Below are 25,133 nucleotides of genomic sequence, written 5' to 3'. Positions count from 1 at the left end.
AATCCCATCCCTTTTGCTCTGAGGACACTATCATGCACCCATTAGTCCCCTACTTAACTTTACCGATTCTTGCAGTACTTTTGTTAAGTTTAGTCCTTGTAACCGCTTGCAGTACCCCACAAGACAGCGCGGTTGCGAATACAAAGCTACCTGGCAATCAATTGACGTTAGCCAATGACATCGAATTTGACGCAGAACTCGGCGAATCGCCTTGGCCGGAAGAAGAAGCGACAACTTTGGCTATCGCGGAAAGTATCCAGCAAACAATCCATGCGCGCTATGTGAACGATCTACCCGCGCTTCGCCATGTTCACTCTAAGGCGCATGGCTGTGTACTCGCGGATTTCCAGGTTAATAAGACACTGCCGGATGAACACCAGCAGGGCATATTCCAGCCCGGCGCGCACTATAAGGCTTGGATTCGCTTTTCAAACGGTGACAGCGACCCAACACGCGAAGATAAAGAAGGTGACGGGCGCGGCATGGCAATCAAACTGATGGGAGTTCCCGGGGAAAAACTCTTGCCCGACGAGAGCCATACTCAGGATTTCGTGATGATCAATCACCCTGTGTTTTTCATCAACGACCCGCAGAAATATCTGAGTCTGATCGAGTCGCTCAGCAGTTCCAATCTGTTGGCCAGATTGTCCGCACCCCTTTCACTTGGGATCGAAGGCTCAATTATCGCGGCAAAAATCAATGGTAAGAAAATCAGAAACCCGCTTTACACGCGCTACTGGTCAATGGTGCCTTATCAACTCGGCACCGGATCAAACCGCCGCGCAATGAAATTTTCAGCGAAACCTTGCGGTCAATTGGACAACACTCCGCAAGCAGACCAACTTCAGAATCCCAATTACCTGCGCACGGCGATGAAAAAACATCTCGACGCAGATAATGCTTGTTTCGATTTCCTGATTCAGACGCGAGATACCCGCACAGCGGCAAGCACAGCACTTAGCGTCGAGATGGCTACAAACGAATGGGAAGAAAGCATAGCGCCTTTTTTTAAAGTCGCCACGATCACGATCCCCAAACAGGATTTTGATAAACCGGAGCAGCACAAATTCTGTGAGGATCTTTCATACACGCCTTGGCACTCAGTATTCGAACATCGTCCGCTCGGCGGGGTCAACCGAATTCGCAAAGTGGTTTACACATCCACCGCCAATCTCAGGCGCAGCATGAATGCCGTTATGCCCACTGAACCGACCGGCAATGAAGTTTTTTAAGATTGTTCTGGGAATCTATCGAACTATCTATATTTAACTTGTTAATCAACCATTTAAATGGAAGTTGTAATAAACATGAAACTTCCAAAACTTAAATGCACGGCAATCTTTCTCGCCGGAATTTTCATAGTTTTGATTCCAGCAATTGCATGTGCAGACCGGTTAAATGTTGAACTGGGCGCTTCAGGCGGAGCAAACAGCGTTACCCAGGCTATCAACAATTACGGTTAAGCGATGGCCTTCATTATCTGCGCAAACGGCGTGGGCATGATTGACTGGGGTATCTTGGATGGAGATTACAGCATTGCTTACAGTATCAATGATTTGGGCAAGTAGGGGGATTAAATAGTTTCTGTGACTACTGCATGCACAGTTCTTTCTGTATGGCGACAAAATAATAACCGATCTCTCGCTGCTTGTGCCGGTCGTCACCGCCGGATGGATTGAGCTGTCAGCAGTTGCCATCAACAGTCGTGGGCAGATCGTTGGATGAGGGTCCTTGAAGGATTTTCCGGGTGACGGGACTCGTGCATTCTTACTTTCACCGATTGCCCAAGTCCCGGATCCAGAGACCTACGCCATGCTGCTAGCCGGGATTGCTCAGTTTTCTATCGCGACGCAGAAAGCAAAACACCTGATCAAATTTGACCACCTCCTAGACAATTCTACTTCCGGCTGCACTTAGCAGGCCGTTGAAAAACGTTTTCGAGGCAGCCGATGCAAGGCAAAAACAGGCGAAAAAGCGCAGTTTATGCTTAGTAAATGAGCATTTTGAGTCTGTTTTTAACACCGCAGCGGCAACGCAGATAGTTTTTCAACGGCCTGTTAGAAATAAAATACGGGGGTCAGCATAGTGTAATGAAGTGGAAAAATGTGAATCTAAACACGATGTCAAAAGCAATTAACGCAGCGCATCAGAGTTTCGATTAAGTTAAAAGGAACGATCGCAGAAAAGGAGATATTTTAACAAATCAGATGTTTGTGCGTTGTCGCACAGACGTAGTAGCATTTTGGCTATATGCTTTAAATGTCAAGCGTATTTTGACTTGATTAAAAGTGGTAATTCAAAAGTTTTTGTAAACTAACTTGGGAAAATTTGAAATGATAAATAACTTTAAACTAAATTTAGTGGCAGCGGCCGTATTGATGGCAAGTAGCGTTGCTCATGCAGGAATTGCTAATGTACCTGGCGATGGTTCGCAAGCAAACGCTTATCAAATGGGTGTGATTACTCCAACTCCCACGGTACTCTCTACGATTGTAAGCGGTTCTCCCTCATCATTCTTTGAAGAGTACGCAGATTTTACTATTTCTGGATTTGGCCAGGCGAGTGGTTCTGCGAATTCTCTTTTGCTGACCTTAAACGGTGCTAATGTGAGTCAGATCAATGGCTTGACAGTTGAGGTATGGGATAACGTTCATGACTTAGGTACTGTTATGCTTACAGCATTTTCAGGCAATAATGTAACCGTTCCGTTTGGCATACTGCCTGATGGACAGTATCATTTAGACATTAGCGGCAATCTCGGTGCCGAAGCTTCTTTCGGACAATATTCGGTTGCAATTAGTGCGGTGCCAGAACCAGAAACCTACGCTATGCTGCTGGCTGGCCTTGGTTTGGTCGGTTTTTCAGCACGCCGTCGTAAAGTAGCTTAATCGGTACTTGAGACAGTAGCCACAGAGAAGAGTTTTTTTCTCTGTGGCTTTTTTGTTTCCAAAACTCAGTATGAAAAGTATTCCTATCAGCAAATGCGAAGATGCATTGTATAACTGGTAGCTCACAGCACTCTTCCTGTCAATTCTATCCCTGGAATTCCGTTCCTCTTGTAGTTAACAAGAATCATGTTTAGACATTCAGCATTAAAGAAGCGGCCATTAAGATAGAAGCAAAGTAGTGAATCGAAGCGTAAAAATATTCACAAAATGAGCAAAAATCACTTGATAGAAGGAAAGGTTTGCGTGGTTGGTGCTCTATGTTCTACCCTCAAACTATCCGTTTTTGCCTATCAATCTGGATACCCATTTGCTCACCGCCGTGCCGTTGCGCGGGCGCCACTTTTGTCGAACTACTGTGCGGCTGTCTGATTTCTCCAGAAAGTTGAGTGACACGCGCGATCAGTGCCATTACCAGAAGCCGTCACTGGATGACCTCTTACAAACTCCTGGAACGCGGTAGCGTCCGGACGCTACGCCTGACAAGAGCTTGTTCGAGGTGGTCAACGATGCATTGCCAATGAAGGGTAAGCCTCCAATCCATCCACATTAACACCCTGATACGTCATCGCTATCCTCAAACCTTTTACAAGGAGGGACGATGTCATCATCAGAAGCGCGACGAATTCATATCGAAGCATGGCAAACCAGCGGTAAGTCTCAGGCGGCTTATTGCCGGGAACATGGTTTGAATACCAAGACGTTTGGCAATTGGGTTCGCAAGCATCGTGCCGGTCAGGTTATCCGGCCGCCTGCGTTGGTCCCGGTCACGATCAAACCGATGCCTGCACCGACGAGCACGCTACGTCTTCGCGGTCAAGGCAATCATGTGTTGGAGCTGCCATCGACGGTTTCGCCGCATTGGCTGGGGGAGTTGTTGAAGTGTCTTTGATTGCGAATCCAGGGAAGATTTGGTTGATGGTTGAGCCGGTGGATATGCGTCGCGGCATTGACGGATTGTCGGTATTGGTGGAGCAGGCGTTGCAGCGCTCGCCTTGTGCGGGTTCGGCGTTTGTGTTTTGCAATCGCGCGGGCAATCGCATCAAAGTGCTGCTGTGGGACGGCACCGGCGTGTGGTTGTGCCAGCGGCGCTTGCATCAGGGACGGTTCGTTTGGGGGCGTTCGGATACGGGCGGGATGGAACTGACTGCGTTGCAATGGGAGTGGTTGATTGCCGGGGTGGATTGGTGTCGTTTGGGGTTGCAATCCTGCGCAAGAAAATATAGCTGAAAGCCAATACTGGAATCACTTTGCGCAAGTTTTGCAGTATAATAACGCCATGAAAACGCACGCAAAACAGTCAATCGAATTAGATCATTTGAACCTCACGCCGGAAGCTAAAACCGAGGTATCGAACCTTATTCAATCACTGCTTACGCAAGCACAAAACGAGCTCAAACTGCTGGAAGCGAAGAATCAGGCACTGAAGCTGGAACTGGCACATTTGCGCCGCATTCGTTTCGGCGCGAAGAGCGAAGCACTGTCGCAGCCACAATTCAGCCTGTTCGAAGAAGACTGGCAAACTGATGCGGCGGCGATCGAAGCGGAAATCGAGCAACTGCCGCTGCCGGTTCCGCAAAAACCCAAGCGTGCACGCGCTGGGCGCCAACCTCTGCCGGATCACCTGCCACGCATCGAACACCGGCATGAACCGGAATCTTGCCAATGCAAACAGTGCGGCAGCGATCTGGTAAAAATCGGCGAAGACGTCAGCGAACAACTGGACGTCAAACCCGCCGAATTCTTCGTGCACCGTCACATCCGCCCGCAATACGCCTGCCGGGCTTGCGAAACCGTGGTCGCGGAACCGGTTCCGCCCGCGGTGATCGACGGCAGTATGGCAACACCCGGACTGCTTGCTTGGATCACGATCTGCAAATACCTCGATCACCTGCCGCTGTATCGCATCGCACAAATCGCCGCCCGGGAAGGTGTCACTTTATCGCTTTCCACGTTGGCGGAATGGATCGGACGTGTAGGCGTGGCACTACAACCGCTGGTTGACCGGCTGATTTTGCACTTATTGCATGGCTCTGTGTTACACGCCGACGAAACCCCGGTGGCGCAACTTGATCCCGGCAGCGGAAGAACGCAACGCGCCTATCTGTGGGCGTATCGCAGTAACGATTTTGAGTTGGGGCCGCGCATCATCGTATTCGACTACCAAACCAGCCGTAGTGGCAAACATGCGCAAAACTTCCTCAACAGCTGGCAAGGCCACTTGCTGGTAGACGACTATGGCGGTTACAAGGCTTTATTCTCCAAAACAGCATCACCCTGCACTGAATTAGGGTGCTGGGCGCACGCGCGCCGCAAATTCTTCGACCTGCACCAAGCCAATGCCAGCACCGTCGCGTATGAGGTGTTGCAGCGCATAGGCGGACTTTACGCCGTCGAAGCCGAAGGCAAGCACTTATCGACCGAAGCCCGGCAGATACTACGTGCAGAAAAAAGCCTGCCGATCCTGCAATCGTTGCACGACTGGTTACTGCAAACTCGCGCCCAAACTGCCAATGGCGGCGGCACCGCCAAAGCCATCGACTACACCTTGAAGCGCTGGCAAAGCCTAATCCGCTACGCCAGCAGCGGACACCTGCCGATTGACAACAACCCCGTCGAAAACACTATTCGCCCCATCGCGCTCGGCAAGAAAAACTGGCTGTTCACCGGCTCCGAACGCGCCGGAAAACGTGCCGCCGCCATTCAAACCCTACTCGGCACCGCAAAACTCAACGGCCTCAACCCCGCACAATGGCTAGCCGACACCCTCGAAAAACTCCCCACCTGGCCTAATAGCCGAATCGATGAATTGCTACCGCTTGCACCGGAGGATATTGAAGCATTGTTGAAGGAATGTGAGTAGATGGTGGGGTTGGAGGGATACAATGAAGGCGCTCAATCTGGTCATCAAAGGCACGTTGATTCCACACTAATGTTGAGAAAATCTTTGTAATATCACAAAAAAATTGTTTCTTATTATCGAGTATGGTAGATATACGGAAACTTCATAATTACTTGTTCGGTACGAAGGCCGTCGGGTGTAATGCACGGATATGGGGCTTTTTTTGATTTTTTCGAGGTTATTCGAACATGCGTCAAATAGGGATTGCAACCTGCCTCGCGATAAGCCTTTTCTTAGGCCAGGCGATCGCAGCTGACCAAGCGCAGAAGGCAGAAATCGCCGATAGCAAGGCAGAGGTACTGGAGGAGAAGGCCGCACCCGATGGCAGCAAAGTGCCTCCGACTCCAGCCCAACTCATCTCTAAGCCCCAAGTGCAAGCAGTCGATCCGATCGGCGAAGAGCCGTTGGATGGTGCGATCACTTGCCTTGCCCGCAGTATCTATTGGGAGGCCAGGGGCAAGAAGGGTGATACCGGCATGGAAGCCGTCGCCAATGTCGTTATGAACCGGGTCGGCCATGAGGGCTTTCCAAACACTATCTGCGGAGTTGTCAAGCAAGGCCACGAGCAAGGAGCCTGCCAATTCTCGTGGTGGTGCGATGGCCGTTCGGATGACGCAAAGGAGGATGAATCCTATGCGATCGCCAAGGAAATCGCCCGCAAAGCCCTCAATCGTCAACTTAAGGACCGAACCGGTGGTGCCTTGTACTTCCACCATCGGAGAGTAGTCCCCGACTGGTCCAAAGAATATATCAGTACCGTCGAGATCGGCGAGTTTATCTTCTACAAACCGGCTGGCAGCCAGGCCAAATAGGCTCTGGCGGTTGACATCGGTGAGACTGCATAACTCTTTAAGCGATGAAAAACGGCTTTGTCACAAAGTCTATTAGATTGAGGGATAATTTTAATTTCATTTTCTATCGCAACTTAGAAGAATTTATGAGGGAAAGATTAGCTTTATGGAAATATACCAAGTCAAATATTTGAACAACCTGATGGAACAAGATCCCATTTTTTAAGGATTCCTAGCGCTTTAACCCCCTACCGCGCTTTCAACCAGGCAGAGAACTCGCTACCCAACTCGGGATGGGCGGATGCAATATCTACACTGGCTTGCAGTAAACCCAGTCTGCTACCGCAATCATAGCGTTTGCCGTGATAGCGATAAGCCAGCACCTGCTCGGAATCAAGCAAGGCTGCAATACCATCTGTGAGCTGAATCTCGCCGCCCGCGCCACGAGGTTGCGCGCGAATGGCTTCGAACACGGCTGAGGTCAAGATGTAGCGCCCAGCGACTGCAAGATTACTGGGAGCGACGCTCGGGTGAGGTTTTTCAATCAAACCGGTGATGTTGATAAGATCCGGCGTCAGCATATCGCCTTGCACGATACCGTAACGACCGGTTTGCTCCTGCGGTACTTGCTGCACCGCTAAGATGCTACATTGATGTTGCATGAACAGATCGGTCATTTGCTGCATGATGGGTGGATCGCCCACCATCAGATCATCGGCTAAGAAAACCGCAAAAGGCTCGCCGCGAACCAGGCGTTCGGCGCACAATACTGCATGTCCCAGGCCGAGTGCCCTGGACTGGCGAATGTAGACACATTCCATGTCATCCGGTTTAATGGCGTTGACAATCGCAATGAGCGCATCTTTGCCATTGGCAGCCAGCTCGGCCTCCAACTCATAAGCTGTGTCAAAATGATCTTCAATCGCCCGTTTATTGCGGCCGGTTACAAAAATCATTTCGCGTATGCCCGCCGCATAGGCCTCTTCAACCGCATATTGAATAAGCGGCTTATCAACGACGACCAGCATTTCTTTGGGTGACGCCTTGGTAGCTGGTAAAAACCGTGTTCCTAAGCCCGCGACAGGAAAAACTGCCTTGGTGACAACTTGCTGATTATAGTTATGCATTGGAAACCTCAAAAATTGTTATTGCGTTCTCATCCATAAACGTATTAAATTACATCTTGTCATACCGTTTGGTATGGATTTCCCGCGGTTATAAGCTGAATCAATCACCGCAATTGCGGTTCAGCTTTTCCTGCTTCGACAGCTGCTTCCTGTTTCTTTATAACAGCTTCCAGGAATAACGCTTCAAAACCGGAGATAACATCAAATAACTCCTCATCAATGGAACCTTGTCGCAGGCGATGAAAAGTATGTTGCATGTTCTCAAGTAGTTCATTGATATTTTTTTCAGCCCGCTGCATCGCAGCCAGACGGCTGGCATTTTCGCTTGCCAGTGACTCGGCGCAAGCCCGGAACAGCGAGATAAAAAGATATTCTCGAATGAGTGCACGCAGCGTTGCGGTACCGCTTTGCATGATCTCAGGCAAGTTTCCGGTCGGCCAACGAACATGAGTCAGGCCTTTTTGCCATTGCGCGTCTAAAGGCAACAAGCGCAGGCTAACCGGTTCATAGAGCGAACCGGATTGCGGGCGGTTATGGAAGACGTAAACTTGCGCATACTCACCTTTTTCCCGATGCGTTTCACTTTCGATTTGAATCTGCCCGACGAGCGGGGCAATGGCCTTGACGGAATTAGGCACGGCAAACAATCCCAGCAACGGCAGACCTGCATCCGCCAGTCGCGCATGAATGCGCTCACCGATGGCCCAGACTTGAGGTTTGCCCGGCAGATCTGCGAGTGTTTTAATCGCATAGTCGGTTATTACATCATTAAACTGGCCTACCAGTCCTTGGTCGGAGCCGAACACGATGACACCGATCGCACCATCATTAACTCGTTCTTCACTTGTCGACATCAATGCCGCTGACTCATTCCCCCGAAAGCATGCGCCCAACCCCAGTTCAATGGTTCGATAATAATCTGCCAACGCGCGTACTGATTGCTCGTATTGTCCAATATTGGATGCAGCCAAGGCTTTCATCGTGCGGACAACGGATTGAAGTTCTCCGGCAATATTGATCTGTCGACGCAAGCTCGCCGTGGTATCACTCATGATTTATCAATGGAAGCTGAATTGGATTTAGATCCATACTTTGGTTCGGCTTTGCTTGAGGGTTTGGATTCCGGCTTAGGCTGGAAATGTATGAGCGCTTCACGCGCGATTTCGATAATCAATTTACGATCTTCGTCAGCCAATTTATCGGCTGTTTCAAATCGCGCGCATACCTCCGCCGGAATGTTCTTTGCTGCCTTCCGTACAGCAGTATCGGCATCCGTCATCTGGGCTATCGGCACCGTATCGAAAAGCTCTGCAGTCAACGCTAACAGAATGGCAATTTGTGCGGGCATGGAAACCGGAGCAAATTCCGGCTGTTTGAGGCAGGCGCGGATACGCCGTCCATGCTCGATGATCTTGCGGGTGTCTTTATCCAGCCGGGCACCGAAGCGGGCAAAGGTCTCAAGCTCCTCGAACTGCGCATAGGCGAGCTTGAGGTCGCCCGTCACCGCACGGTAGATCGCGCGTTGTGCCTTGCCACCGACGCGCGAAACGGATTTGCTGACATCAACGGCGGGCAGAACACCCAATTCAAACAGCGATGGCGAGAGGTATATTTGTCCATCCGTAATAGAAATTAAGTTGGTCGGAATGTAGGCGGAAATGTTCTGCGCCTCGGTTTCAATAATGGGTAACGCGGTGATTGAGCCACCACCAAGTTCCTCGCGCAGATGCGTGGCGCGTTCGAGCAGGCGCGAGTGAATGTAGAAGATGTCGCCCGGAAAAGCTTCACGTCCCGGCGGGCGGCGCAGCAGCAGGGAAAGCTCGCGATAGGCACGCGCGTGATGCGTGAGATCGTCATAAACGATAAGTACATCTCTGCCTTGCGCCATGAAATATTCCGCGATGCTGGTGGCGGCATAGGGCGCAATGTACTGCAAGCCGGGTGAGTCATTGCCTTCAGTTACCACCACGGTGGTGTATTCCAGCGCGCCATTTTCGTGTAGATTGGCGACCACGCGGGCTACGGAAGAAGCGCGCTGGCCAATGGCGCAATAGACGCACAGTACATTTTTGCCGCGTTGGTTCAGGATGGTATCTATGGCGATGGCAGTTTTGCCAGTTTGCCGATCACCGAGAATCAATTCGCGCTGCCCACGCCCAATAGGAATCAGCGCATCAATAACCTTGATGCCGGTTTGCAAAGGTACGGTTACCGGCGCACGATCCATGATTTGTGGGGCAGCGCGCTCAATGGGCTGACGGCGATTCATGCTGATGGCTTCCCCGCCATCCAGCGGGTGACCCATGGGATTGATGACACGCCCGATCAATGCGTCGCACACAGGCACATCCATCACATGCCCTCTGCGCTCGACTTCATCACCCGCATGCAACTGCCAATAATCGCCCAACAGAACGACACCGATTTCATCTTCATCGACATTAAATGCAATACCGTATACATCGCCAGGGAATTTCAGCACCTCCTCAAAACCTACGCCGGGAAGACCGGAAACCTTTGCAATGCCAGTAGCGATGCTGGTGATCGTGCCTACCTCCCGCAGCTTGAGTTGCGGCATGTATGCTTCCCGCACTTGGCTGATTCCATCAAAAGCGCAGTCGAAAATGTTCTGGAGGCTCGCAGATTCCATACTTATTGGCTCTTTACTTTTGGCTTGGTTGCATCGGATTCAGGATCGGTTTCAGCTGCAGAGTTAGTCTTTACTTTGCTTTCTGGCTTGGCTTCAGGGTTTTTTTCGGGTTTTGGTGCGGCTTTGGGGGAATCAAGAATTTTATTCCGAATTTCTCCTTCCGCCTTCTCCCAGTCCTGATTTGCTCGACCCTCCTTGTGACCTTGCTCCTCGTAGAGTTCATAGGCGCGCTTGCCGATCTGAGATGTCAAATCGGAAGATTTCATTACTTGCGCTTCGACTTTATCCTTATTTTTCAATAGATCATCGACACCTTTTTCCAGAGAAGCCAGATAATCCGAGATGCTCCAAGCCAGTTTATGTCCATTCGTGCTGAGCTCAATCCCGCTGATCAGATCCGGCGCTATCTCGAATCGAACGCGGACTTCCGTAGAAAACGTATCGTTGAGCGCATTTTGTATCGCCGTGCGCTGCGCCGCGGGGAGGTCAAAAGCGCTACGCACTAACGCAGGGCTTGATGCAGTTTTGAGAGAGTCGCCGAGAGTTTTTTTCGCTTGCTTGTCCATCTGTTCCAAGCGGCGAGTAAACACATCGGCCAAGCGCTCTTCCAGTTCAGTCGTCGCGAGATCCATCAGCGCCTTACGTGCGATGGCGAATACTTCCTGCCGGACTCGGCGGCTGATTGCTTGGTTTAAACGATTTACGTCGTTTCTCATTGATTCCCGTTGCTTAGCGCTCAAAGCATCAGCCGCCTGCCGCGCTTCTTCCTGTAACCGCGAACGCTCGGCTTTCGCTTCCTCTGTTGCCTTATTCACGAGGGTGGCGCGCTGCTGCTCGAAAACCTCGTTTTTGTGCTGAAACTCGTCGCGTTCCTTCTGAGCCTCGGCCTTTTGCGCGTCGGCATCCGCCAATTCCTTGGCGATCCGCTTCTCCCTTGCATCAAGGGCGTCAAGAATCGGATGGTATAGGAAGCGCTTCAACAACCACACCAGGATGAGGAAGTTGACGACTTGCGCACCGACGGTAAACCAGTCGATCAGCATAACTTACTTTCCTGCCGCTTGAGTGATGACTTGGTTCCAGAATGGGTTGGCGAAAAGAAGAATCATCGAGACCACGAAACAGTAAATGGCAGTGGATTCGATCATCGCCAGACCAACAAAGAGCGTCCGGGTGATGGTGGCGGAAGCATCCGGCTGCTGCGCCAGTGAAGTCAGCGCCGTTGCAACCGCCTTACCTTCACCAAGCGACGGTCCAATGACCCCTATACCGATGGTCATGCCAGCAGTGATAATTGATGCTACTGCAATAATCGTCATGCTATCCATACTTTCTCCTTTGGTTGTCGTAATTCATGCGTCAATAATTACATCGGATTCTGGTTTGGACTTGCGCGCTCGTGTGGCAGCAGCGATGTAAACCGCTGCCAGGATACTGAAGATATAGGCTTGCACCATGCCGGTCAACAGACCGAGCACGCTCATAGCGATCGGAAAGATAAAGGGCGTGATGGTCAGCAGAATGGCGAGTATCATCGTCCCGCTCATCATATTGCCGAACAGGCGGATCGCCAGGGCCAGGGTACGGGAAAGTTCGCTGATGATGTTGAACGGCAACATGATAACCGTCGGTTTCAGGTAGGCCCGGAGATACTCTCTCAGTCCACTTTCTTCGATACCGAACAACGGCACAGCCACAAACACACAGATCGCCAGCGCCGCAGTGGTCGAGAGTGAGCCTGTCGGCGGCTCAAAGCCGGGAACGATAGTGAATAGGCTTGCCATTGCAACAAACAGAAACAAGGTGCCGAGAAAACCGAGATATTTCTGAGGCTGATTCATGCCGACTTCTTCAATTTGTTTGTTGATGCCGGTAACGACTATTTCCAGCAGGTTCTGCCAGCGGGAACGTTGCAAGCCTGTGGAAAGTTTACGCGTAACAAGTTTTGAACCAAGCACCAACACCAACATCAATCCCCACGTGTAAACAATCGTAGCGTTGAGTTTAATAAAACCATATTGCCAGAAAATAATCTCGTCTGGGCTAAGGTGCATGACCGGCCTCCGGCATCAATTGTTCAGGCTGGTTCGTTACTCGAGTGAGCCACATCACGATCAGTCGCGCGATGATGAATCCGAGAAGTCCCATCAGCAGACTCTGCCAACTGTTCCCCAGAATAAAATAAAACCCGGGCAGAACAATGCCCAACCTCAGCAGGATGCTCCCAAAAAACCATAGCGCCGGATGTTTCGATAATATGCCTTTGCGTACTGTCCACCAAAGGCCGCCGAAAAAAATGACTCCAAGCAAAATTCCCGTTACCAAAGCGAACGTTAGAAATAATAATTCATTCATGATTATCCCCCTCATGCTCGTGCATTTCCCTGTCTTCCTTGGTCACCCAATGCCACGCATTAAAACAACCCAATCCTAACCCGACAGCCAGCAACATGAGTGTCCAGGAATGACTGCCAGGATAATGCTTGTCCAGCCAAAGTCCGAGTGCTGCACCGAGCAGCGTGGGCACTGCTACCGACCAGCCAACCAGACCCATCATACCCAGACCGGACCAAACGGTCTGTGTGACATGATGTTGTGCTTTGAGTTTTCGTGCTGCCTTTTCTCCTACTTGCTGGCTGTATTTCGTCTCACCCGATACAGATTTTTTTTCCGGTATTTTACTCATGATGAAACTTCGCCATGCGACGAATAAAACCGCTTTCCAATTTTACCATCACCGAACGTACGCTTTGCTCGTGCTCGTTCAGAGAGAGGAATTCCTGTTCCACCGTATCGCGTAATTGGCCAAGATCCGTTCCACTTATCGCACGGCGCACGGAAACGAGCACGTCCGGGCCAGTCTTTACCAGCACTCCTTCATCCACGGCCACATAAACTTCACCTTCCTCTTCGATTTCAAAAATCAGAATTCCGGGTGGGAGCGCCGCGACGCAGTCGAGCCGGTGTGGCAAGAGTCCAAACGAACCATCACGCGTCTCCGCCACAATGCGCGACACGCCGGCTTTATCAGCAAAAATCTGGAAGGGTAGGAGAACCTTAAGATGCATGCGTATCGGCGACATGTTCGATCTCCGGTTGCAATTTTGTCTCAGGCTTAATCTTTTCCTTCGCTTCGTCTATCGTACCGATCATGTAGAGTGAATTCTCCGGGTAATCTTTGAAATCATCACGCAAGATACGCTCACAACCGTCCAAAGCATCCTCGAGACTGACAAGCTTACCTTTGAGACCAGTGAACTGCTCGGTAGTGAAAAAGGGTTGCGTAAAAAAACGCTCTAGGTGGCGGGCACGGGCGACCACATTACGGTCTTCCGGCGCAAGTTGCTCCAGACCGAGCATGGCAATGATATCCTTGAGTTCCGCATATTGCGCAAGCGTGTGCCGGATCTCCTGGGCTAAGCGGTAATGCCGTTCCCCGACAATGCCAGGTGTGGCCATCTTGGAACTGGATTGCAGCGGATCAATGGCCGGATAAAGTCCTTCACCTGCACGCTTGCGCGAGAGCACAATGGAGGCGGAGAGATGAGAGAATGTATGCACTGCCGCCGGGTCGGTGAAATCGTCGGCTGGGACATACACCGCTTGGATCGAAGTGATGGCACCAGTATCGGTGTTGGCGATGCGCTCCTCCAGCCCCGAAAGCTCAGTGCCCATCGTGGGTTGATAACCCAGACGCGATGGCATCTGTCCCATCAATCCGGAAATCTCCATGCCGGCCTGGATAAAGCGAAAGATATTGTCGATCAACAACAACACATCGCGATGCTCGTCATCGCGGAAATACTCGGCCATGGTTAATGCCACATGGCCGACACGAAAACGAGCGCCCGGTGGCTCGTTCATCTGCCCAAACACCATCACCATATTCGGTAACACACCGGCTTCTTTCATGTCACGATAAAGTTCCTCACCCTCACGACAACGCTCTCCGATGCCACAAAAAATGCTTACACCTTGCTGGTTCCCAATCATGTTGTGAATCATCTCAGTGAGCAATACCGTTTTTCCTACACCCGCTCCACCAAAAAGGCCTGCTTTGCCACCGCGCTCCAGCGGCATCAGCACATCAATGATTTTGATGCCCGTTTCAAAAATTTCCGACTTGGTGGAACGTCGTGCAAGCGGTGGTGGAGCATGATGTACAGAACGCCATTGGACATCGGACACTGCTGCTTTGCGGTCAATGGTGTTGCCAAATACATCGAACATGCGCGAGAGCAGTTCTTTACCTGCAGGCGCTTTTAAAGGCCCGCCTGTATCCCTCACCACCGTGCCGCGCGCAAGACCTTGTGTCGGCGTCAAAGCGATCCCGCGCACATGATGCGCATCATGCTGCGCTAGTACCTCGATAATGATGCGTTCTTCCTGTCCGGCGCGCAGCACTGAGTGGATCGGCGGCAAATCGCCATCGAATCTTATATCAACAACACTGCCGCGCACCGAAACGACCACGCCGGTATTTGATAAATTAGACATTCTTCCTATTTCCAGATTCGATATCACAAGACTATAGCCCCTTTTCTCTTATGCACAAAACAGATTCTGCTTCGAGCGCATCGCGCACATGCGTCAGACGTTGCTCAATTAGCGAACGATCATGCGCGGATTCGATGCTACGATCGGCCAGCTCGGCAATCCACTGAACATGTTCACGCAGCGCCAACCTGCGGTTTGGACAAACTGTCAGGCCAGCAATGGTATGAAGCGCGCCGAGCATACGCATCATGATGGCGACATTTCCTGCGGCGCTTCTACGAATCTGATCGTATGAATCGGCCAGCAAGCTGGAAAAACTCGGAGCGATAACGATCACTCTCAACTCTCCTCCTGCATAGCGGCGTGATGGTGGAAATTTCCGGAGAGCCAGTCGCGCTAGAATCATTGCCAAGTAATCCACACAAATCACGGCCGTCGATATGTCGTTGACGCCGGGAGAAAGGGCTTTTAATGCCACATCAACGATCTCCCTAATACCGAAAGCAGGATCCTGCTCCACTGTGCGGTGGCGGCCTATTTCGTAACACGCATTGATGGCGGCAATTGTTTCATTATCCGGGGGAGATTCCAGAGCGAGCGATGCCAGCACAGTATTTTGAACAACGAAATCGCCGATGCCGCATTCCATCCGTGCAATGGTATTCCTGTCCTGCGCCAAGTGAAGCAGCGCATCATCATCCAGACTCTGAATGTAGCCGCTCTTCTTTGCCAGGATTACGTGCCAGCTCCTTTCCTCTATAGAACGCGGCAGCTGATTCGCATCTTCATCGGATTCACTTTCCGATTTATCCGGAAAAAGCCGATCAATGGCCGCGATGGTTTCCTGACGATGATGCTGGAAGCCTGGATCGAAGAGGCGATATGATGAATAAAGAAAATGAGCACACCCACGCCTCCCAGTGCCAGAACAAATCCGAAGAATACCGGCAAAAATCCCTAACGAAGCTTGCGTGACAGTGCTCCGCATAAAGTTCCGAAGGATGCGCGAGGTGTATTGGTTCGCTATCAGTGCCAGTGCCACCAGTGTCATGGAAAACGTGATGCCCATCACAGACATCATCGAACCGGCAAGTGTCGACAACATGCCACGGGCGCCTTCCGCCCCAGCCCCAAACAGGTACGGCCATTGGGCCAGCCAAATATCGTTCTCAGCGGAATCCACCTGGATCAACGTAATCGCAAGCACAATACTAAATGTAACAATCACCGTAGGCATAAACCAGAAGCTCGAGCGAAAGTTGCTAAGATGTTGTTTAAGTTTATTCATAAATCACGATCTGAAATTTCGGTAAATGGGTTATACGCTTGATCCCTTCCATTTCCAGTTCCGAATCTCCGGCATGTCCTCGCCGTATTGATTAATGTATTGTTTATGCTCGATCAATTTGTCGCGGATCGCTTGTTTGACGTAAGCCGCGCGTGAGCCGAGTTGCGGCACGCGGTCAATAACATCGGCGACGAGATGAAAACGGTCCAGATCGTTCATCACTACCATGTCAAACGGCGTCGAAGTCGTGCCTTCTTCTTTGTAGCCGCGCACATGCAGGTTATCGTGGTTAGTACGGCGATAGGTGAGCCGGTGAATTAGCCACGGATATCCGTGATAGGCAAAAATGATTGGTTTATCTTTGGTGAACAGGCCATCAAAATCTTTGTCGCTCAAGCCATGCGGATGCTCGCTTTGCGGCTGGAGACTCATCAAGTCCACCACGTTGATGACCCGTATTTTCAGTTCGGGAAAATGTTTCCACAGCAACTCGACGGCAGCCAGAGTTTCTATCGTCGGCGCATCACCGGCGCACGCCATGACGACATCCGGTTCTTCACCCTGGTCATTACTGGCCCATTCCCAGATGCCGATACCCGCAGTGCAATGTTTGATGGCTGCGTCCATGTCAAGCCACTGCGGCTGCGGTTGCTTACCGGCGACGATCACATTCACGTAATTACGGCTGCGCAAGCAGTGATCGGTGACGGACAACAGCGTATTTGCGTCGGGCGGCAGATAGATGCGGATGATTTCCGCTTTCTTATTGATGACGTGGTCGATGAAACCGGGATCCTGATGACTGAAACCGTTGTGATCCTGCCGCCACACATGCGAGGAAAGCAGATAGTTCAACGACGCAATCGGCCGCCGCCACGGAATTTCATTGGCCACCTTGAGCCACTTGGCATGCTGATTGAACATCGAATCGATGATGTGAATGAAGGCTTCATAGCACGAGAAAAAACCGTGGCGGCCTGTCAGCAAATAGCCTTCCAGCCAGCCTTCGCACTGATGTTCGCTTAACATCTCCATGACCCGGCCATCGGGTGCGACGTGGTCATCACCCGGAACAATTTCTGCAGTCGAACAACGGTTCGTCACCTCAAATACCGCGCCCCAGCGGTTCGAAGCCGTCTCATCCGGACTGAACACACGGAAATTGGTGGCATTCAATTTTACTACGTCACGGATGAATTCGCCCTGGGTACGTGTCGCTTCCGCGGATACGGTACCGGGATTCGCTACCTTCACCGCATAGTCGCGGAAATCCGGCAGGCGTAAGTCACGTAACAGCATGCCGCCGTTGGCATGCGGATTGGCACCCATGCGGCGAGCGCCTTGCGGAGCCAATTCGGCGAGTTCGGCAAGGAGTTTCCCTGTTTCGTCGAATAATTCCTGCGGGCGATAGCTCTTCAGCCACTTTTCCAGAATCTTCACATGCCCCGGCTGGCTCATGTCACCCATCGGCACCTGGTGTGAACGAAAAGTACCCTCGGTTGGTTTTCCATCCACGACTTTCGGACCGGTCCAGCCCTTCGGCGAACGCAGGATGATCATCGGCCAATGCGGACGCTTCGTGAAGCCATGCGTGCGGGCGTCGCGCTGAATGCTCTGGATGTTGGCGATCACGGCGTCAAGTGTTGCCGCCATACGCTGGTGCATTTCCAACGGATCGTCGCCCTCGATAAAATATGGCGTATATCCGTAACCGCGGAACAATGCTTCCAGTTCATCGCAGGGAATGCGTGCCAGCACCGTTGGCCCGGCAATCTTGTAGCCGTTCAGGTGCAGGATGGGCAATACCGCGCCATCGTGAACTGGATTGAGAAATTTGTTCGAGTGCCAGCTCGTGGCGAGCGGACCCGTTTCTGCTTCGCCATCACCAACCACACACGCGACCAGCAAGCCGGGGTTGTCAAATGCTGCACCGAAAGCATGCGACAACGAATAACCCAACTCCCCGCCCTCGTGAATCGAACCGGGTGTCTCCGGCGCAACATGGCTGGGAATCCCGCCGGGGAAAGAGAATTGCTTGAATAGCCGCTGCATGCCATCTTCGTCTTGCGAGATATTTGGATAAACCTCGCTATACGTTCCTTCCAGATATGTATTGGCGACCAATCCCGGTCCACCATGCCCCGGACCGGTGATGTAGATGACGTTGAGATCATGTTCCTTGATGATCCGATTCAGGTGCACGTAGATGAAATTTAGCCCCGGAGTCGTACCCCAGTGGCCCAGCAAGCGTGGCTTAATGTGCGCCAGCTTAAGCGGTTGCTTCAGTAGCGGATTATCGTAGAGATAAATCTGTCCAACTGACAGGTAGTTTGCAGCGCGCCAATACGCATCCATCTTGTGCAGCAATTCCGGAGAGAGTAACTTGGTATTTTTTTTCATATTTAAATTTCCTTTATTGATGCATCGAATCCGAGCACATGACACACCAATCTTGCGATCATCAGCTCTTCGTTCGTGCGAATAACGCGAACCGCGACGCGGCTGGTGTCCGTGGAAATTACCTGCGCGTGATCCGCATTGCGTAATTCATCCAGTTCAATGCCGAGAAAGCCCAGACCTGCGCAAATACGTGAACGAACCGGTGCTGCATTTTCGCCAATACCGCCGGCGAAAACCAGGGTATCGAGTCCACCCAGCACAGCGGCATACGCACCGATCCCTTTCTTCGTCTGATAGCAGAACAGCGCCACCGCTTCAGCCGCCCGAACATCCTCGGCTTCCCTTGCGAGCAGATCGCGCATGTCGGAACTGGTTTCGGATATTCCGAGCAATCCGGATTCGCGATTGATCATTCGATCAAATTGCTCCGCAGTCATCTGCTCGCTACGCGCCAGAAATGAAACCAATCCGGGATCGATGTCGCCGGAACGGTTGCTCATCATTAAGCCCGCAGCGGGTGTAAACGACATCGTCGTATCCATGCTGCGTCCATCGCGCACCGCAGCCAGGCTCGCGCCGTTGCCCAGATGCGCGAGAATGACACGCCCGTTCGCGGCTTGTGTGCCTGCCAGACGTTCAAGTTCCTGCATCAGGTAAGCATAAGACAAGCCATGAAAGCCGTAACGTTGAACACCCTGCGCATCGTATCGGCGTGGAATTGACAGCAGTTTCGCCACGCGCGGCATGGTGTGGTGAAACGCCGTATCAAAACAGGCTACCTGTGGCAGTTTCGGATGACGCTGATGGAATGCCTCGATCAATTCAATTTCGCGCGGCAAGTGCTCTGGATCATATGGCACGATGCGATGCAGTTCATCCAGTAATTCCTGAGTTGAAATCACAGGTTCGGTGTGCTTCATGCCGTGCACTACGCGGTGTCCGACAGCCCTGACCGAAGCGAAACCATGCCGCCCTTCAAGCCAGACAATCAAGGAATTAGCCGCCGATTGGGGGTCGGAAGCTACAAAGCTGCTAATACCCTGCTGATTCCTGATCGGATCGTTGAATTCCAAACTTGTATCAGGCAGGCCGATGCGATCAATCTTGCCATGCAGCATTCGCACCAACGGTTCGCCTATTTGATACAGCGCGAACTTGATACTCGACGAGCCGCCATTGATGGTCAGGATATGCACAGGATCTGTCATAAATGTCTGCTCGCCGTCACTGCCATCAATCGCCATACCTGCGGCAAAACCAAGTCTTAACCAACTGGGTCAGCACCACATAGCACACCACAATGACCGCCAACAACCCCCAGTACAAAGGAGGGAGCGGAACAAACCCGAGCGTTTCGGCCAAGGGAGAAACCGTTAACCAAGCACCCGCCGCGACGATGATGATCGAAGTGAGAATAAGCGGCCAACTGGCCCGGCTCTGGAAAAACGGGATTTTGTTGGTGCGAATGACGTGAATGATCAACGTTTGCGTGAAGAGCGATTCGATGAACCAGCCGGTGTGGAACAGGACGGGGTTGTCCCAGCAATTGAACACTGACAGCATGATGAAGAATGTCAGGTAATCGAAAATCGAACTGATCGGCCCGATACATAGAATAAAACGCAGAATTTCATCAATCTCCCACTTGCGCGGCTTGGTTAGCCATTCGGCATCCACTTCGTCAGTAGGAATGGTGGTCTGCGAGAAATCGTAGAGGAGGTTGTTGATCAACACCTGGATCGGCAACATAGGCAGGAAAGGCAAGAAAGCGCTGGCTCCCACCACGCTGAACATGTTGCCGAAGCTCGAGCTGGCCGCCATCTTGATGTATTTAACAATGTTGCCGAACACCCGCCGGCCTTCCAGCACCCCCTGCTGCAGCACCAGCAGGCTGTTTTCCAATAAGATGATATCGGATGATTCCTTGGCGATATCCACGGCGCTATCCACCGAAATACCGACATCGGCGGCTTTCAGGGCAGGCGCGTCGTTGATGCCATCGCCCATAAAACCCACCACGTGCCCGTTGCTTTGTAGCGCGCGGATGATACGTTCCTTGTGCACCGGGACAAGCCGGGCAAAAATACTGGTCGCACTGACCGCTTCAGCCAATTCTGCTTCATTCATCCCCTCAATTTGTGGACCGAGTAAGAGATGCTCTACGGGGACACCGACTTCCTTGCAAATATAAGTCGTAATGATCTCGTTATCGCCGGTCAGGATCTTGATGTCCACATTTAACTGGCGCAGCTGCTCCAAAGCCTCCGTAGCGGTATCTTTGGGCGGATCAAGGAAGGCCAGAAAACCCAGCAGGATCAGGTCCGATTCATCCTTGACCGCGTAGGTCGGTTCATCCGTTGCTCCTGGCATTTGTTTATAAGCCAACGCGATAACACGGAAGCCTTGACTGTTCAGTTCATCCGCTATCTGCTTGCGCTTGACGTCATACTCGGGCAGAACCTCGATCACCTCTCCCTTGATTTCCACCCGAGTGCATAAGCTCAGCACTTCATCCACCGCACCCTTGCAGATCAGCGTATTCAATCCGGTTGTGTCTTCCACGATTACGGACATCCGCCGCCGCACGAAATCAAAAGGGATTTCATCTATCTTGCGGTATTTTTCTTTGGCTTTTAGGTGTTCCTCGAGCTCCTCATGGGCGAGAACAGCCTCGTCGAGCAGATTTTTCAACCCGGTATGATGGTAACTATTCAAATAGCCGTATTCGAGTACCTTTGCACTGGGATCCCCGTGCGCATCCAGATGTTTCTCAAGTACGATTTTGCCTTGCGTGAGCGTACCGGTCTTGTCGGTGCACAGCACATCCATCGCTCCGAAGTTCTGGATCGCGTTCAGCCGTTTGACGATCACTTTCTTGCGCGCCATCGCCAGGGCACCCTTGGAAAGGTTAACCGTCACAATCATCGGCAGCATTTCCGGGGTCAATCCGACGGCCACTGCCATCGCAAACAGAAAAGCTTCCAACCAGTCGTGCTTGCTCAATCCGTTGATCAGGAAAACTGCCGGAACCATCACGGCAATGAAGTAGATCATTAGCCAGGTGAATTTATTGATACCCTTGTCGAAGCTCGTCAACTGACGCTGTCCAACGATACTGGTGGCGAGTGCGCCAAAGTAGGTCTGATCCCCGGTGTGTATGACCACTGCAGTGGCGGAGCCGCTCTCCACATTGGATCCCAGGAAACAGATATTGGTCAATTCCAGCGGATTTTGAACATCGGTAGATGTGGCGGCAGCTTTTTTCTCGATGGGCAACGATTCGCCCGTTAATGCAGATTGGTTTAGAAACAAATCTTTGGCGGACAGCACGCGCACATCGGCTGGGACCATATCACCGGCAGACAGCCGGATGATATCACCCGGCACCAACAGCTTAAGCGGCACTTCGGCTTCCTTGCCTTCACGCACCCGTGTCGCGGTATTGCTGACCATCGCTTTGAGCTTTTCAGCGGCATTATCGGCCCGCATTTCCTGGTAGAAGCGCAACACCACACCAAGAACCACCATGATGAAAATGATCACCGCCGCACGCAAATCGCCGGTTAAAAAGGAAATCACACCGAGCGCCGTGAGTAGGAGAACCAATGGATTCTTGATGTTACTCAACAGACGCATCAGCGCCGATTGATGCTTCTCGCGGGCAATCTCGTTCATTCCATACTGCCGCAAGCGCGAATCGGCCTCTCCCTGGCTCAAACCATCCAATCGAGAGTCCAGTGTTTTTAGGACAGCTTCGGTACCGGCGCGCGCGATTTCCAGCAATTGCTCTGAAACATGCTTCCCGTTTTTGTCATTGAGTTTATCTGCGCGTTGAGCTGGATTTATGGCGGTTTTTGGCAAACTCATTGACATCTCCGTAACTGGCTTCGTAAAACTTGTGATGGAATTGGGAAACCACTCATATCCCCAAGCACGCTGCTGATTGCAGTCTCTTTTTTCATTGCCTATTCTTCTTTTGATTAGGTCATCGCTGCCATAAGATATGATTATCTTCCAAAGGAATTGCCACATGCTCGTGGTACGGAACGATTCGCGCCGTATAATCTGTCACTGGACGGGCATCCGTCACAAGCGTGCGATAGGCGTAGCCATTTGTTGCACCAGCCAGTTGTCGCACGCGCTTCATTTCTTGCCGCACTGGAGTGCCATCACTAATTTTATCGGCATAGAGCTCGACCCGCACCGCCTCTGGATCGAGCGCATCGAAATATACCTGAACCTCAATTACATGTTGCTCGCCTTCAGCTTCAATTTTTACTTCGCCGAAGTGCAACGCGCTCCAATTTTGTTTCCAAGCTTTCTGCCAATCAACAATTTGTGTACCGATTTTACCTTGACTAGCAGCCCGCGCATGATAGGCGGAGGCAACCGGCAGGTAGAACTGCTCAGTATATTCGCGCACCGCGCGATTGGAGGAAAATTGCGGTGTCAATCGCGCCATGCTCTCCCGCATTCGCTTCACCCAGGCAACGGGGATGCCATCCGCATTGCGGGTATAGAATTCTGGAATCACCTCGTATTCAAGCAGGTCGTAGAGCATCTCGGCATCGCGATCGTCCGCAGCAGGATCGTCACTGTGTTCCTGACCGTCTCCCAGCGCCCATCCCACTTCGGGGGTGTAGGCCTCTGCCCACCAACCATCCAACTCAGACAAATTGATGCCGCCGTTGACAAGTACCTTCATGCCACTGGTTCCACACGCCTCCCACGGGCGGCGCGGCGTATTGAGCCAGACATCAACGCCTTGGACCAATTGCGCGGTCAAATGCATATCGTAGTCACTGAGGAAGATTACATGAGGGCGCACCTCAGGCCGCCGGATGAAATGAATCCATTGCTGAATTAGGGCTTGACCTGCCAAGTCGGCGGGATGCGCCTTACCGGCGATGATGAGCTGTACCGGACGTTGTGGATTAGTCAATAGGCGAAACAATCGCTCCGGGTCTTTCAGCAACAGATTGGGTCGTTTATAAGCCGCAAAACGGCGTGCAAACCCCAGTGTCAATGTATTGAAATCAAATAGATGCTTGGCATTGTCAATCGTCTCGGGCGGCATTCCGGATACGGCAAGCTGCTGAGATAATCGCTCACGGGCAAATTCAATCAAAGCTTTACTAGCAGCCCTGCGAAATTTCCATAGGCTGACATCAGAAATACAGCGAATATCTCGTTCCAAGGTCTTAGTTATGCCCAGCCAGCGGTCTTTATTACAGGCCTGCGTCCACAAAGCATCCGCTTCTGCCGAATCCCAGGTCGGCATATGCACTCCGTTGGTCACATGCCCGATAGGCACTTCGCCGGTTGGCCATCGCGGGAAGAGGTGCTCAAAAAGATGGCGGCTGACTTTCCCATGTAAGCGGCTCACCCCATTGATCGCTCCACAGCCTCGAATCGCCAGATAAGCCATATTGAAAGGTTCTGCCATGTCTTTTGGGTTATGGCGGCCCAAGGCCAGTAAATCATGACGGGTTATACCGAGCTGCTGCTCGGCATAACTACCCAGGTATTGCTCAATAAGTGCTGGAGCAAAACGATCGAAACCAGCAGCAACCGCCGTGTGTGTGGTAAAGAGATTACCCGCCCTCGTAACGGTCAGCGCAACTTCGAAGCTCGATTTGGTTTCCTCCATAAAACTTTTCGCGCGTTCCAGCACTACAAATGCCGCATGTCCTTCATTCAAATGGCAAACCTCCGGCTTAATACCGAGAGCAGCAAGCAGTCGCCATCCGCCAATCCCAAGCAACAATTCCTGTTTGAGGCGTAACTCCGGCCCGCCGCCGTAAAGTTCGCTGGTAATACCACGATGAACAGGGTAATTCGCAGCATCATTGCTATCCAATAGGTACAATTTTACGCGACCGACTTGAACCTGCCAGGTCCGCAACCATACCGAATAACCGGGCAATTCAATTTCCAGCCGCAACCACTCGCCATTGGCTTGGCGCAGAGGCGTGACCGGTAATTGTCCGGGATCGTTATACGGGAAAAGCGCCTGTTGTGCGCCATCCTTATCAATCGCCTGGTGAAAATAGCCTTGCTGGTAGAGTAGCCCCACACCGATTACCGGAACACCTAAATCACTAGCAGCTTTAAGCTGATCACCAGCTACATTACCCAGTCCGCCCGAATAGATAGGCAATGCCTCGCTCAACATGAATTCCATACTGAAGTACGCGATACAACTCAACGGCGATTGCGGGTAAGCTTGCTGAAACCAGGCAGGTGCTTCGGCCGTATCGCGCCGGATTTGCACCAATTCGATAACATTTTTAAGGAAGACAGTGTCTTGTAAAAAATGCTGAAGTTTTTCCCGTGAGACCGTTTGCAAGACTACCCAAGGATTATGCGTAAGTTCCCATAGCACAGGATCCAACTGCCGCCATATTTGATCACTGGCATGATTCCACGACGAGCGCATATCCAGCGCAAGCTCGGACAAGGAGTCGAATCCTTTTATGTCCGTCGGTAAAATAAGCTCTTTCGGGTGACTGTCTCTTGTTTGCTGGCTCATA

The 25,133-nt window shown here is 51.6% G+C and carries 24 protein-coding genes; 8 read left to right on the top strand and 16 right to left on the bottom strand.

All coding sequences use genetic code 11. The features are described 5' to 3' along the window. Positions 1–32 precede the first annotated feature (32 nt). The 4 genes from NIT79A3_RS00270 to NIT79A3_RS17610 all read left to right on the top strand — a co-directional run bounded on the left by NIT79A3_RS00270 (position 33) and on the right by NIT79A3_RS17610 (position 2,888). Complete coding sequence (locus NIT79A3_RS00270) at positions 33–1,232, top strand: catalase family protein (RefSeq protein WP_013964265.1); 1,200 nt, start codon at positions 33–35, stop codon at positions 1,230–1,232. Positions 1,233–1,307: 75 nt separating this feature from the next. Next, positions 1,308–1,463 (top strand): hypothetical protein, encoded by a 156-nt coding sequence (locus tag NIT79A3_RS18460; RefSeq protein WP_156796961.1) that lies wholly within the window; start codon positions 1,308–1,310, stop codon positions 1,461–1,463. A gap of 268 nt (positions 1,464–1,731) precedes the next feature. After that, positions 1,732–1,917 (top strand): hypothetical protein, encoded by a 186-nt coding sequence (locus tag NIT79A3_RS00265; RefSeq protein WP_041360007.1) that lies wholly within the window; start codon positions 1,732–1,734, stop codon positions 1,915–1,917. A 416-nt stretch (positions 1,918–2,333) separates the two neighbouring features. After that, a complete protein-coding gene (locus tag NIT79A3_RS17610) occupies positions 2,334–2,888 on the top strand; it encodes an FxDxF family PEP-CTERM protein (RefSeq protein ID WP_013964264.1) in 555 nt (184 codons plus the stop codon). Between the two features lie 328 nt (positions 2,889–3,216). Here the strand turns inward: NIT79A3_RS17610 and NIT79A3_RS18455 are convergent, their stop codons facing one another. After that, positions 3,217–3,357, bottom strand: a complete 141-nt coding sequence (locus tag NIT79A3_RS18455; RefSeq protein WP_156796960.1) for a hypothetical protein — start codon at positions 3,355–3,357, stop codon at positions 3,217–3,219. A 189-nt stretch (positions 3,358–3,546) separates the two neighbouring features. On the opposite strand from NIT79A3_RS18455, the gene NIT79A3_RS00255 reads away from it, so the two are divergent. The 4 genes from NIT79A3_RS00255 (at position 3,547) to NIT79A3_RS00240 (ending at position 6,659) form a co-directional block, all read left to right on the top strand. Continuing rightward, positions 3,547–3,837: a transposase gene (locus tag NIT79A3_RS00255; protein WP_013964263.1), complete on the top strand. Its 291-nt coding sequence runs from the start codon at positions 3,547–3,549 to the stop codon at positions 3,835–3,837. Next, positions 3,828–4,175: an IS66 family insertion sequence element accessory protein TnpB gene (gene tnpB, locus NIT79A3_RS00250; protein ID WP_013964262.1), complete on the top strand. Its 348-nt coding sequence runs from the start codon at positions 3,828–3,830 to the stop codon at positions 4,173–4,175. Before NIT79A3_RS00255 ends, tnpB begins: the two co-directional genes overlap by 10 nt. A 49-nt stretch (positions 4,176–4,224) precedes the next feature. Beyond that, the gene (locus NIT79A3_RS00245) at positions 4,225–5,808 is read left to right on the top strand and encodes an IS66 family transposase (protein ID WP_013964261.1); all 1,584 of its coding nucleotides are present in this window, start codon (positions 4,225–4,227) and stop codon (positions 5,806–5,808) included. A 227-nt stretch (positions 5,809–6,035) separates the two neighbouring features. Then, on the top strand, positions 6,036–6,659 hold the full coding sequence (locus tag NIT79A3_RS00240; RefSeq protein WP_013964260.1) for a cell wall hydrolase: 624 nt from the start codon (positions 6,036–6,038) through the stop codon (positions 6,657–6,659). A gap of 227 nt (positions 6,660–6,886) precedes the next feature. On the opposite strand, the gene galU is transcribed toward NIT79A3_RS00240, so the two are convergent. The 15 genes from galU to glgP all read right to left on the bottom strand — a co-directional run bounded on the left by galU (position 6,887) and on the right by glgP (position 25,132). Continuing rightward, a complete protein-coding gene (galU, locus tag NIT79A3_RS00235) occupies positions 6,887–7,765 on the bottom strand; it encodes a UTP--glucose-1-phosphate uridylyltransferase GalU (RefSeq protein WP_013964259.1) in 879 nt (292 codons plus the stop codon). Between the two features lie 104 nt (positions 7,766–7,869). Continuing rightward, positions 7,870–8,817, bottom strand: a complete 948-nt coding sequence (locus NIT79A3_RS00230; RefSeq protein WP_013964258.1) for a F0F1 ATP synthase subunit gamma — start codon at positions 8,815–8,817, stop codon at positions 7,870–7,872. After that, positions 8,814–10,415: an alternate F1F0 ATPase, F1 subunit alpha gene (locus NIT79A3_RS00225; RefSeq protein ID WP_013964257.1), complete on the bottom strand. Its 1,602-nt coding sequence runs from the start codon at positions 10,413–10,415 to the stop codon at positions 8,814–8,816. Before NIT79A3_RS00225 ends, NIT79A3_RS00230 begins: the two co-directional genes overlap by 4 nt. A 2-nt stretch (positions 10,416–10,417) precedes the next feature. Continuing rightward, positions 10,418–11,458 carry a DUF2934 domain-containing protein gene (locus NIT79A3_RS00220; protein ID WP_013964256.1) on the bottom strand — a complete coding sequence of 347 codons (1,041 nt, stop codon included), beginning with the start codon at positions 11,456–11,458 and terminating at the stop codon, positions 10,418–10,420. Positions 11,459–11,461: 3 nt separating this feature from the next. Next, on the bottom strand, positions 11,462–11,743 hold the full coding sequence (locus NIT79A3_RS00215) for a F0F1 ATP synthase subunit C (RefSeq protein WP_013964255.1): 282 nt from the start codon (positions 11,741–11,743) through the stop codon (positions 11,462–11,464). A gap of 24 nt (positions 11,744–11,767) precedes the next feature. Next, positions 11,768–12,469, bottom strand: a complete 702-nt coding sequence (locus tag NIT79A3_RS00210; protein WP_013964254.1) for a F0F1 ATP synthase subunit A — start codon at positions 12,467–12,469, stop codon at positions 11,768–11,770. After that, entirely contained in the window at positions 12,459–12,770 is a 312-nt protein-coding gene (locus NIT79A3_RS00205) for an ATP synthase subunit I (protein WP_013964253.1), read from the bottom strand. The genes NIT79A3_RS00210 and NIT79A3_RS00205 overlap by 11 nt, the downstream gene beginning before the upstream one ends. Next, positions 12,763–13,101 carry an AtpZ/AtpI family protein gene (locus NIT79A3_RS00200; RefSeq protein WP_013964252.1) on the bottom strand — a complete coding sequence of 113 codons (339 nt, stop codon included), beginning with the start codon at positions 13,099–13,101 and terminating at the stop codon, positions 12,763–12,765. The genes NIT79A3_RS00205 and NIT79A3_RS00200 overlap by 8 nt, the downstream gene beginning before the upstream one ends. Beyond that, complete coding sequence (locus NIT79A3_RS00195) at positions 13,094–13,498, bottom strand: F0F1 ATP synthase subunit epsilon (protein ID WP_013964251.1); 405 nt, start codon at positions 13,496–13,498, stop codon at positions 13,094–13,096. The genes NIT79A3_RS00200 and NIT79A3_RS00195 overlap by 8 nt, the downstream gene beginning before the upstream one ends. Continuing rightward, positions 13,473–14,912, bottom strand: coding sequence for a F0F1 ATP synthase subunit beta (gene atpD, locus NIT79A3_RS00190; protein ID WP_013964250.1), 1,440 nt, complete (start codon positions 14,910–14,912; stop codon positions 13,473–13,475). The genes NIT79A3_RS00195 and atpD overlap by 26 nt, the downstream gene beginning before the upstream one ends. Before the next feature lie 31 nt (positions 14,913–14,943). Further along, positions 14,944–16,200, bottom strand: a complete 1,257-nt coding sequence (locus NIT79A3_RS00185) for a DUF2254 domain-containing protein (RefSeq protein WP_013964249.1) — start codon at positions 16,198–16,200, stop codon at positions 14,944–14,946. Positions 16,201–16,230: 30 nt separating this feature from the next. Further along, positions 16,231–18,600: a phosphoketolase family protein gene (locus NIT79A3_RS00180; protein ID WP_013964248.1), complete on the bottom strand. Its 2,370-nt coding sequence runs from the start codon at positions 18,598–18,600 to the stop codon at positions 16,231–16,233. 2 nt (positions 18,601–18,602) lie between these two features. Continuing rightward, on the bottom strand, positions 18,603–19,808 hold the full coding sequence (locus NIT79A3_RS00175; RefSeq protein WP_041360411.1) for an acetate/propionate family kinase: 1,206 nt from the start codon (positions 19,806–19,808) through the stop codon (positions 18,603–18,605). A gap of 25 nt (positions 19,809–19,833) precedes the next feature. Then, positions 19,834–22,467, bottom strand: coding sequence for a magnesium-translocating P-type ATPase (gene mgtA, locus NIT79A3_RS00170; protein ID WP_013964246.1), 2,634 nt, complete (start codon positions 22,465–22,467; stop codon positions 19,834–19,836). Positions 22,468–22,585: 118 nt separating this feature from the next. Then, entirely contained in the window at positions 22,586–25,132 is a 2,547-nt protein-coding gene (gene glgP / locus NIT79A3_RS00165) for an alpha-glucan family phosphorylase (protein ID WP_013964245.1), read from the bottom strand. Position 25,133 lies beyond the last annotated feature (1 nt).

This window comes from Nitrosomonas sp. Is79A3, from assembly GCF_000219585.1.
Lineage (GTDB): Bacteria > Pseudomonadota > Gammaproteobacteria > Burkholderiales > Nitrosomonadaceae > Nitrosomonas.
This window is presented reverse-complemented; position numbering and strand designations above follow the sequence as displayed.

Excerpts from the sequence above, each read along its gene's own strand:
- NIT79A3_RS00270 (WP_013964265.1), top strand. The coding sequence starts at position 33 with ATGCACCCATTAGTCCCCTACTTAACTTTACCGATTCTTGCAGTACTT.
- NIT79A3_RS18460 (WP_156796961.1), top strand. The coding sequence starts at position 1,308 with ATGAAACTTCCAAAACTTAAATGCACGGCAATCTTTCTCGCCGGAATT.
- NIT79A3_RS17610 (WP_013964264.1), top strand. The coding sequence starts at position 2,334 with ATGATAAATAACTTTAAACTAAATTTAGTGGCAGCGGCCGTATTGATG.
- NIT79A3_RS18455 (WP_156796960.1), bottom strand. The coding sequence starts at position 3,357 with ATGGCACTGATCGCGCGTGTCACTCAACTTTCTGGAGAAATCAGACAG.
- NIT79A3_RS00255 (WP_013964263.1), top strand. The coding sequence starts at position 3,547 with ATGTCATCATCAGAAGCGCGACGAATTCATATCGAAGCATGGCAAACC.
- NIT79A3_RS00245 (WP_013964261.1), top strand. The coding sequence starts at position 4,225 with ATGAAAACGCACGCAAAACAGTCAATCGAATTAGATCATTTGAACCTC.
- NIT79A3_RS00240 (WP_013964260.1), top strand. The coding sequence starts at position 6,036 with ATGCGTCAAATAGGGATTGCAACCTGCCTCGCGATAAGCCTTTTCTTA.
- galU (WP_013964259.1), bottom strand. The coding sequence starts at position 7,765 with ATGCATAACTATAATCAGCAAGTTGTCACCAAGGCAGTTTTTCCTGTC.
- NIT79A3_RS00230 (WP_013964258.1), bottom strand. The coding sequence starts at position 8,817 with ATGAGTGATACCACGGCGAGCTTGCGTCGACAGATCAATATTGCCGGA.
- NIT79A3_RS00225 (WP_013964257.1), bottom strand. The coding sequence starts at position 10,415 with ATGGAATCTGCGAGCCTCCAGAACATTTTCGACTGCGCTTTTGATGGA.
- NIT79A3_RS00220 (WP_013964256.1), bottom strand. The coding sequence starts at position 11,458 with ATGCTGATCGACTGGTTTACCGTCGGTGCGCAAGTCGTCAACTTCCTC.
- NIT79A3_RS00215 (WP_013964255.1), bottom strand. The coding sequence starts at position 11,743 with ATGGATAGCATGACGATTATTGCAGTAGCATCAATTATCACTGCTGGC.
- NIT79A3_RS00210 (WP_013964254.1), bottom strand. The coding sequence starts at position 12,469 with ATGCACCTTAGCCCAGACGAGATTATTTTCTGGCAATATGGTTTTATT.
- NIT79A3_RS00205 (WP_013964253.1), bottom strand. The coding sequence starts at position 12,770 with ATGAATGAATTATTATTTCTAACGTTCGCTTTGGTAACGGGAATTTTG.
- NIT79A3_RS00200 (WP_013964252.1), bottom strand. The coding sequence starts at position 13,101 with ATGAGTAAAATACCGGAAAAAAAATCTGTATCGGGTGAGACGAAATAC.
- NIT79A3_RS00195 (WP_013964251.1), bottom strand. The coding sequence starts at position 13,498 with ATGTCGCCGATACGCATGCATCTTAAGGTTCTCCTACCCTTCCAGATT.
- atpD (WP_013964250.1), bottom strand. The coding sequence starts at position 14,912 with ATGTCTAATTTATCAAATACCGGCGTGGTCGTTTCGGTGCGCGGCAGT.
- NIT79A3_RS00185 (WP_013964249.1), bottom strand. The coding sequence starts at position 16,200 with ATGAATAAACTTAAACAACATCTTAGCAACTTTCGCTCGAGCTTCTGG.
- NIT79A3_RS00180 (WP_013964248.1), bottom strand. The coding sequence starts at position 18,600 with ATGAAAAAAAATACCAAGTTACTCTCTCCGGAATTGCTGCACAAGATG.
- NIT79A3_RS00175 (WP_041360411.1), bottom strand. The coding sequence starts at position 19,808 with ATGACAGATCCTGTGCATATCCTGACCATCAATGGCGGCTCGTCGAGT.
- mgtA (WP_013964246.1), bottom strand. The coding sequence starts at position 22,467 with ATGAGTTTGCCAAAAACCGCCATAAATCCAGCTCAACGCGCAGATAAA.
- glgP (WP_013964245.1), bottom strand. The coding sequence starts at position 25,132 with ATGAGCCAGCAAACAAGAGACAGTCACCCGAAAGAGCTTATTTTACCG.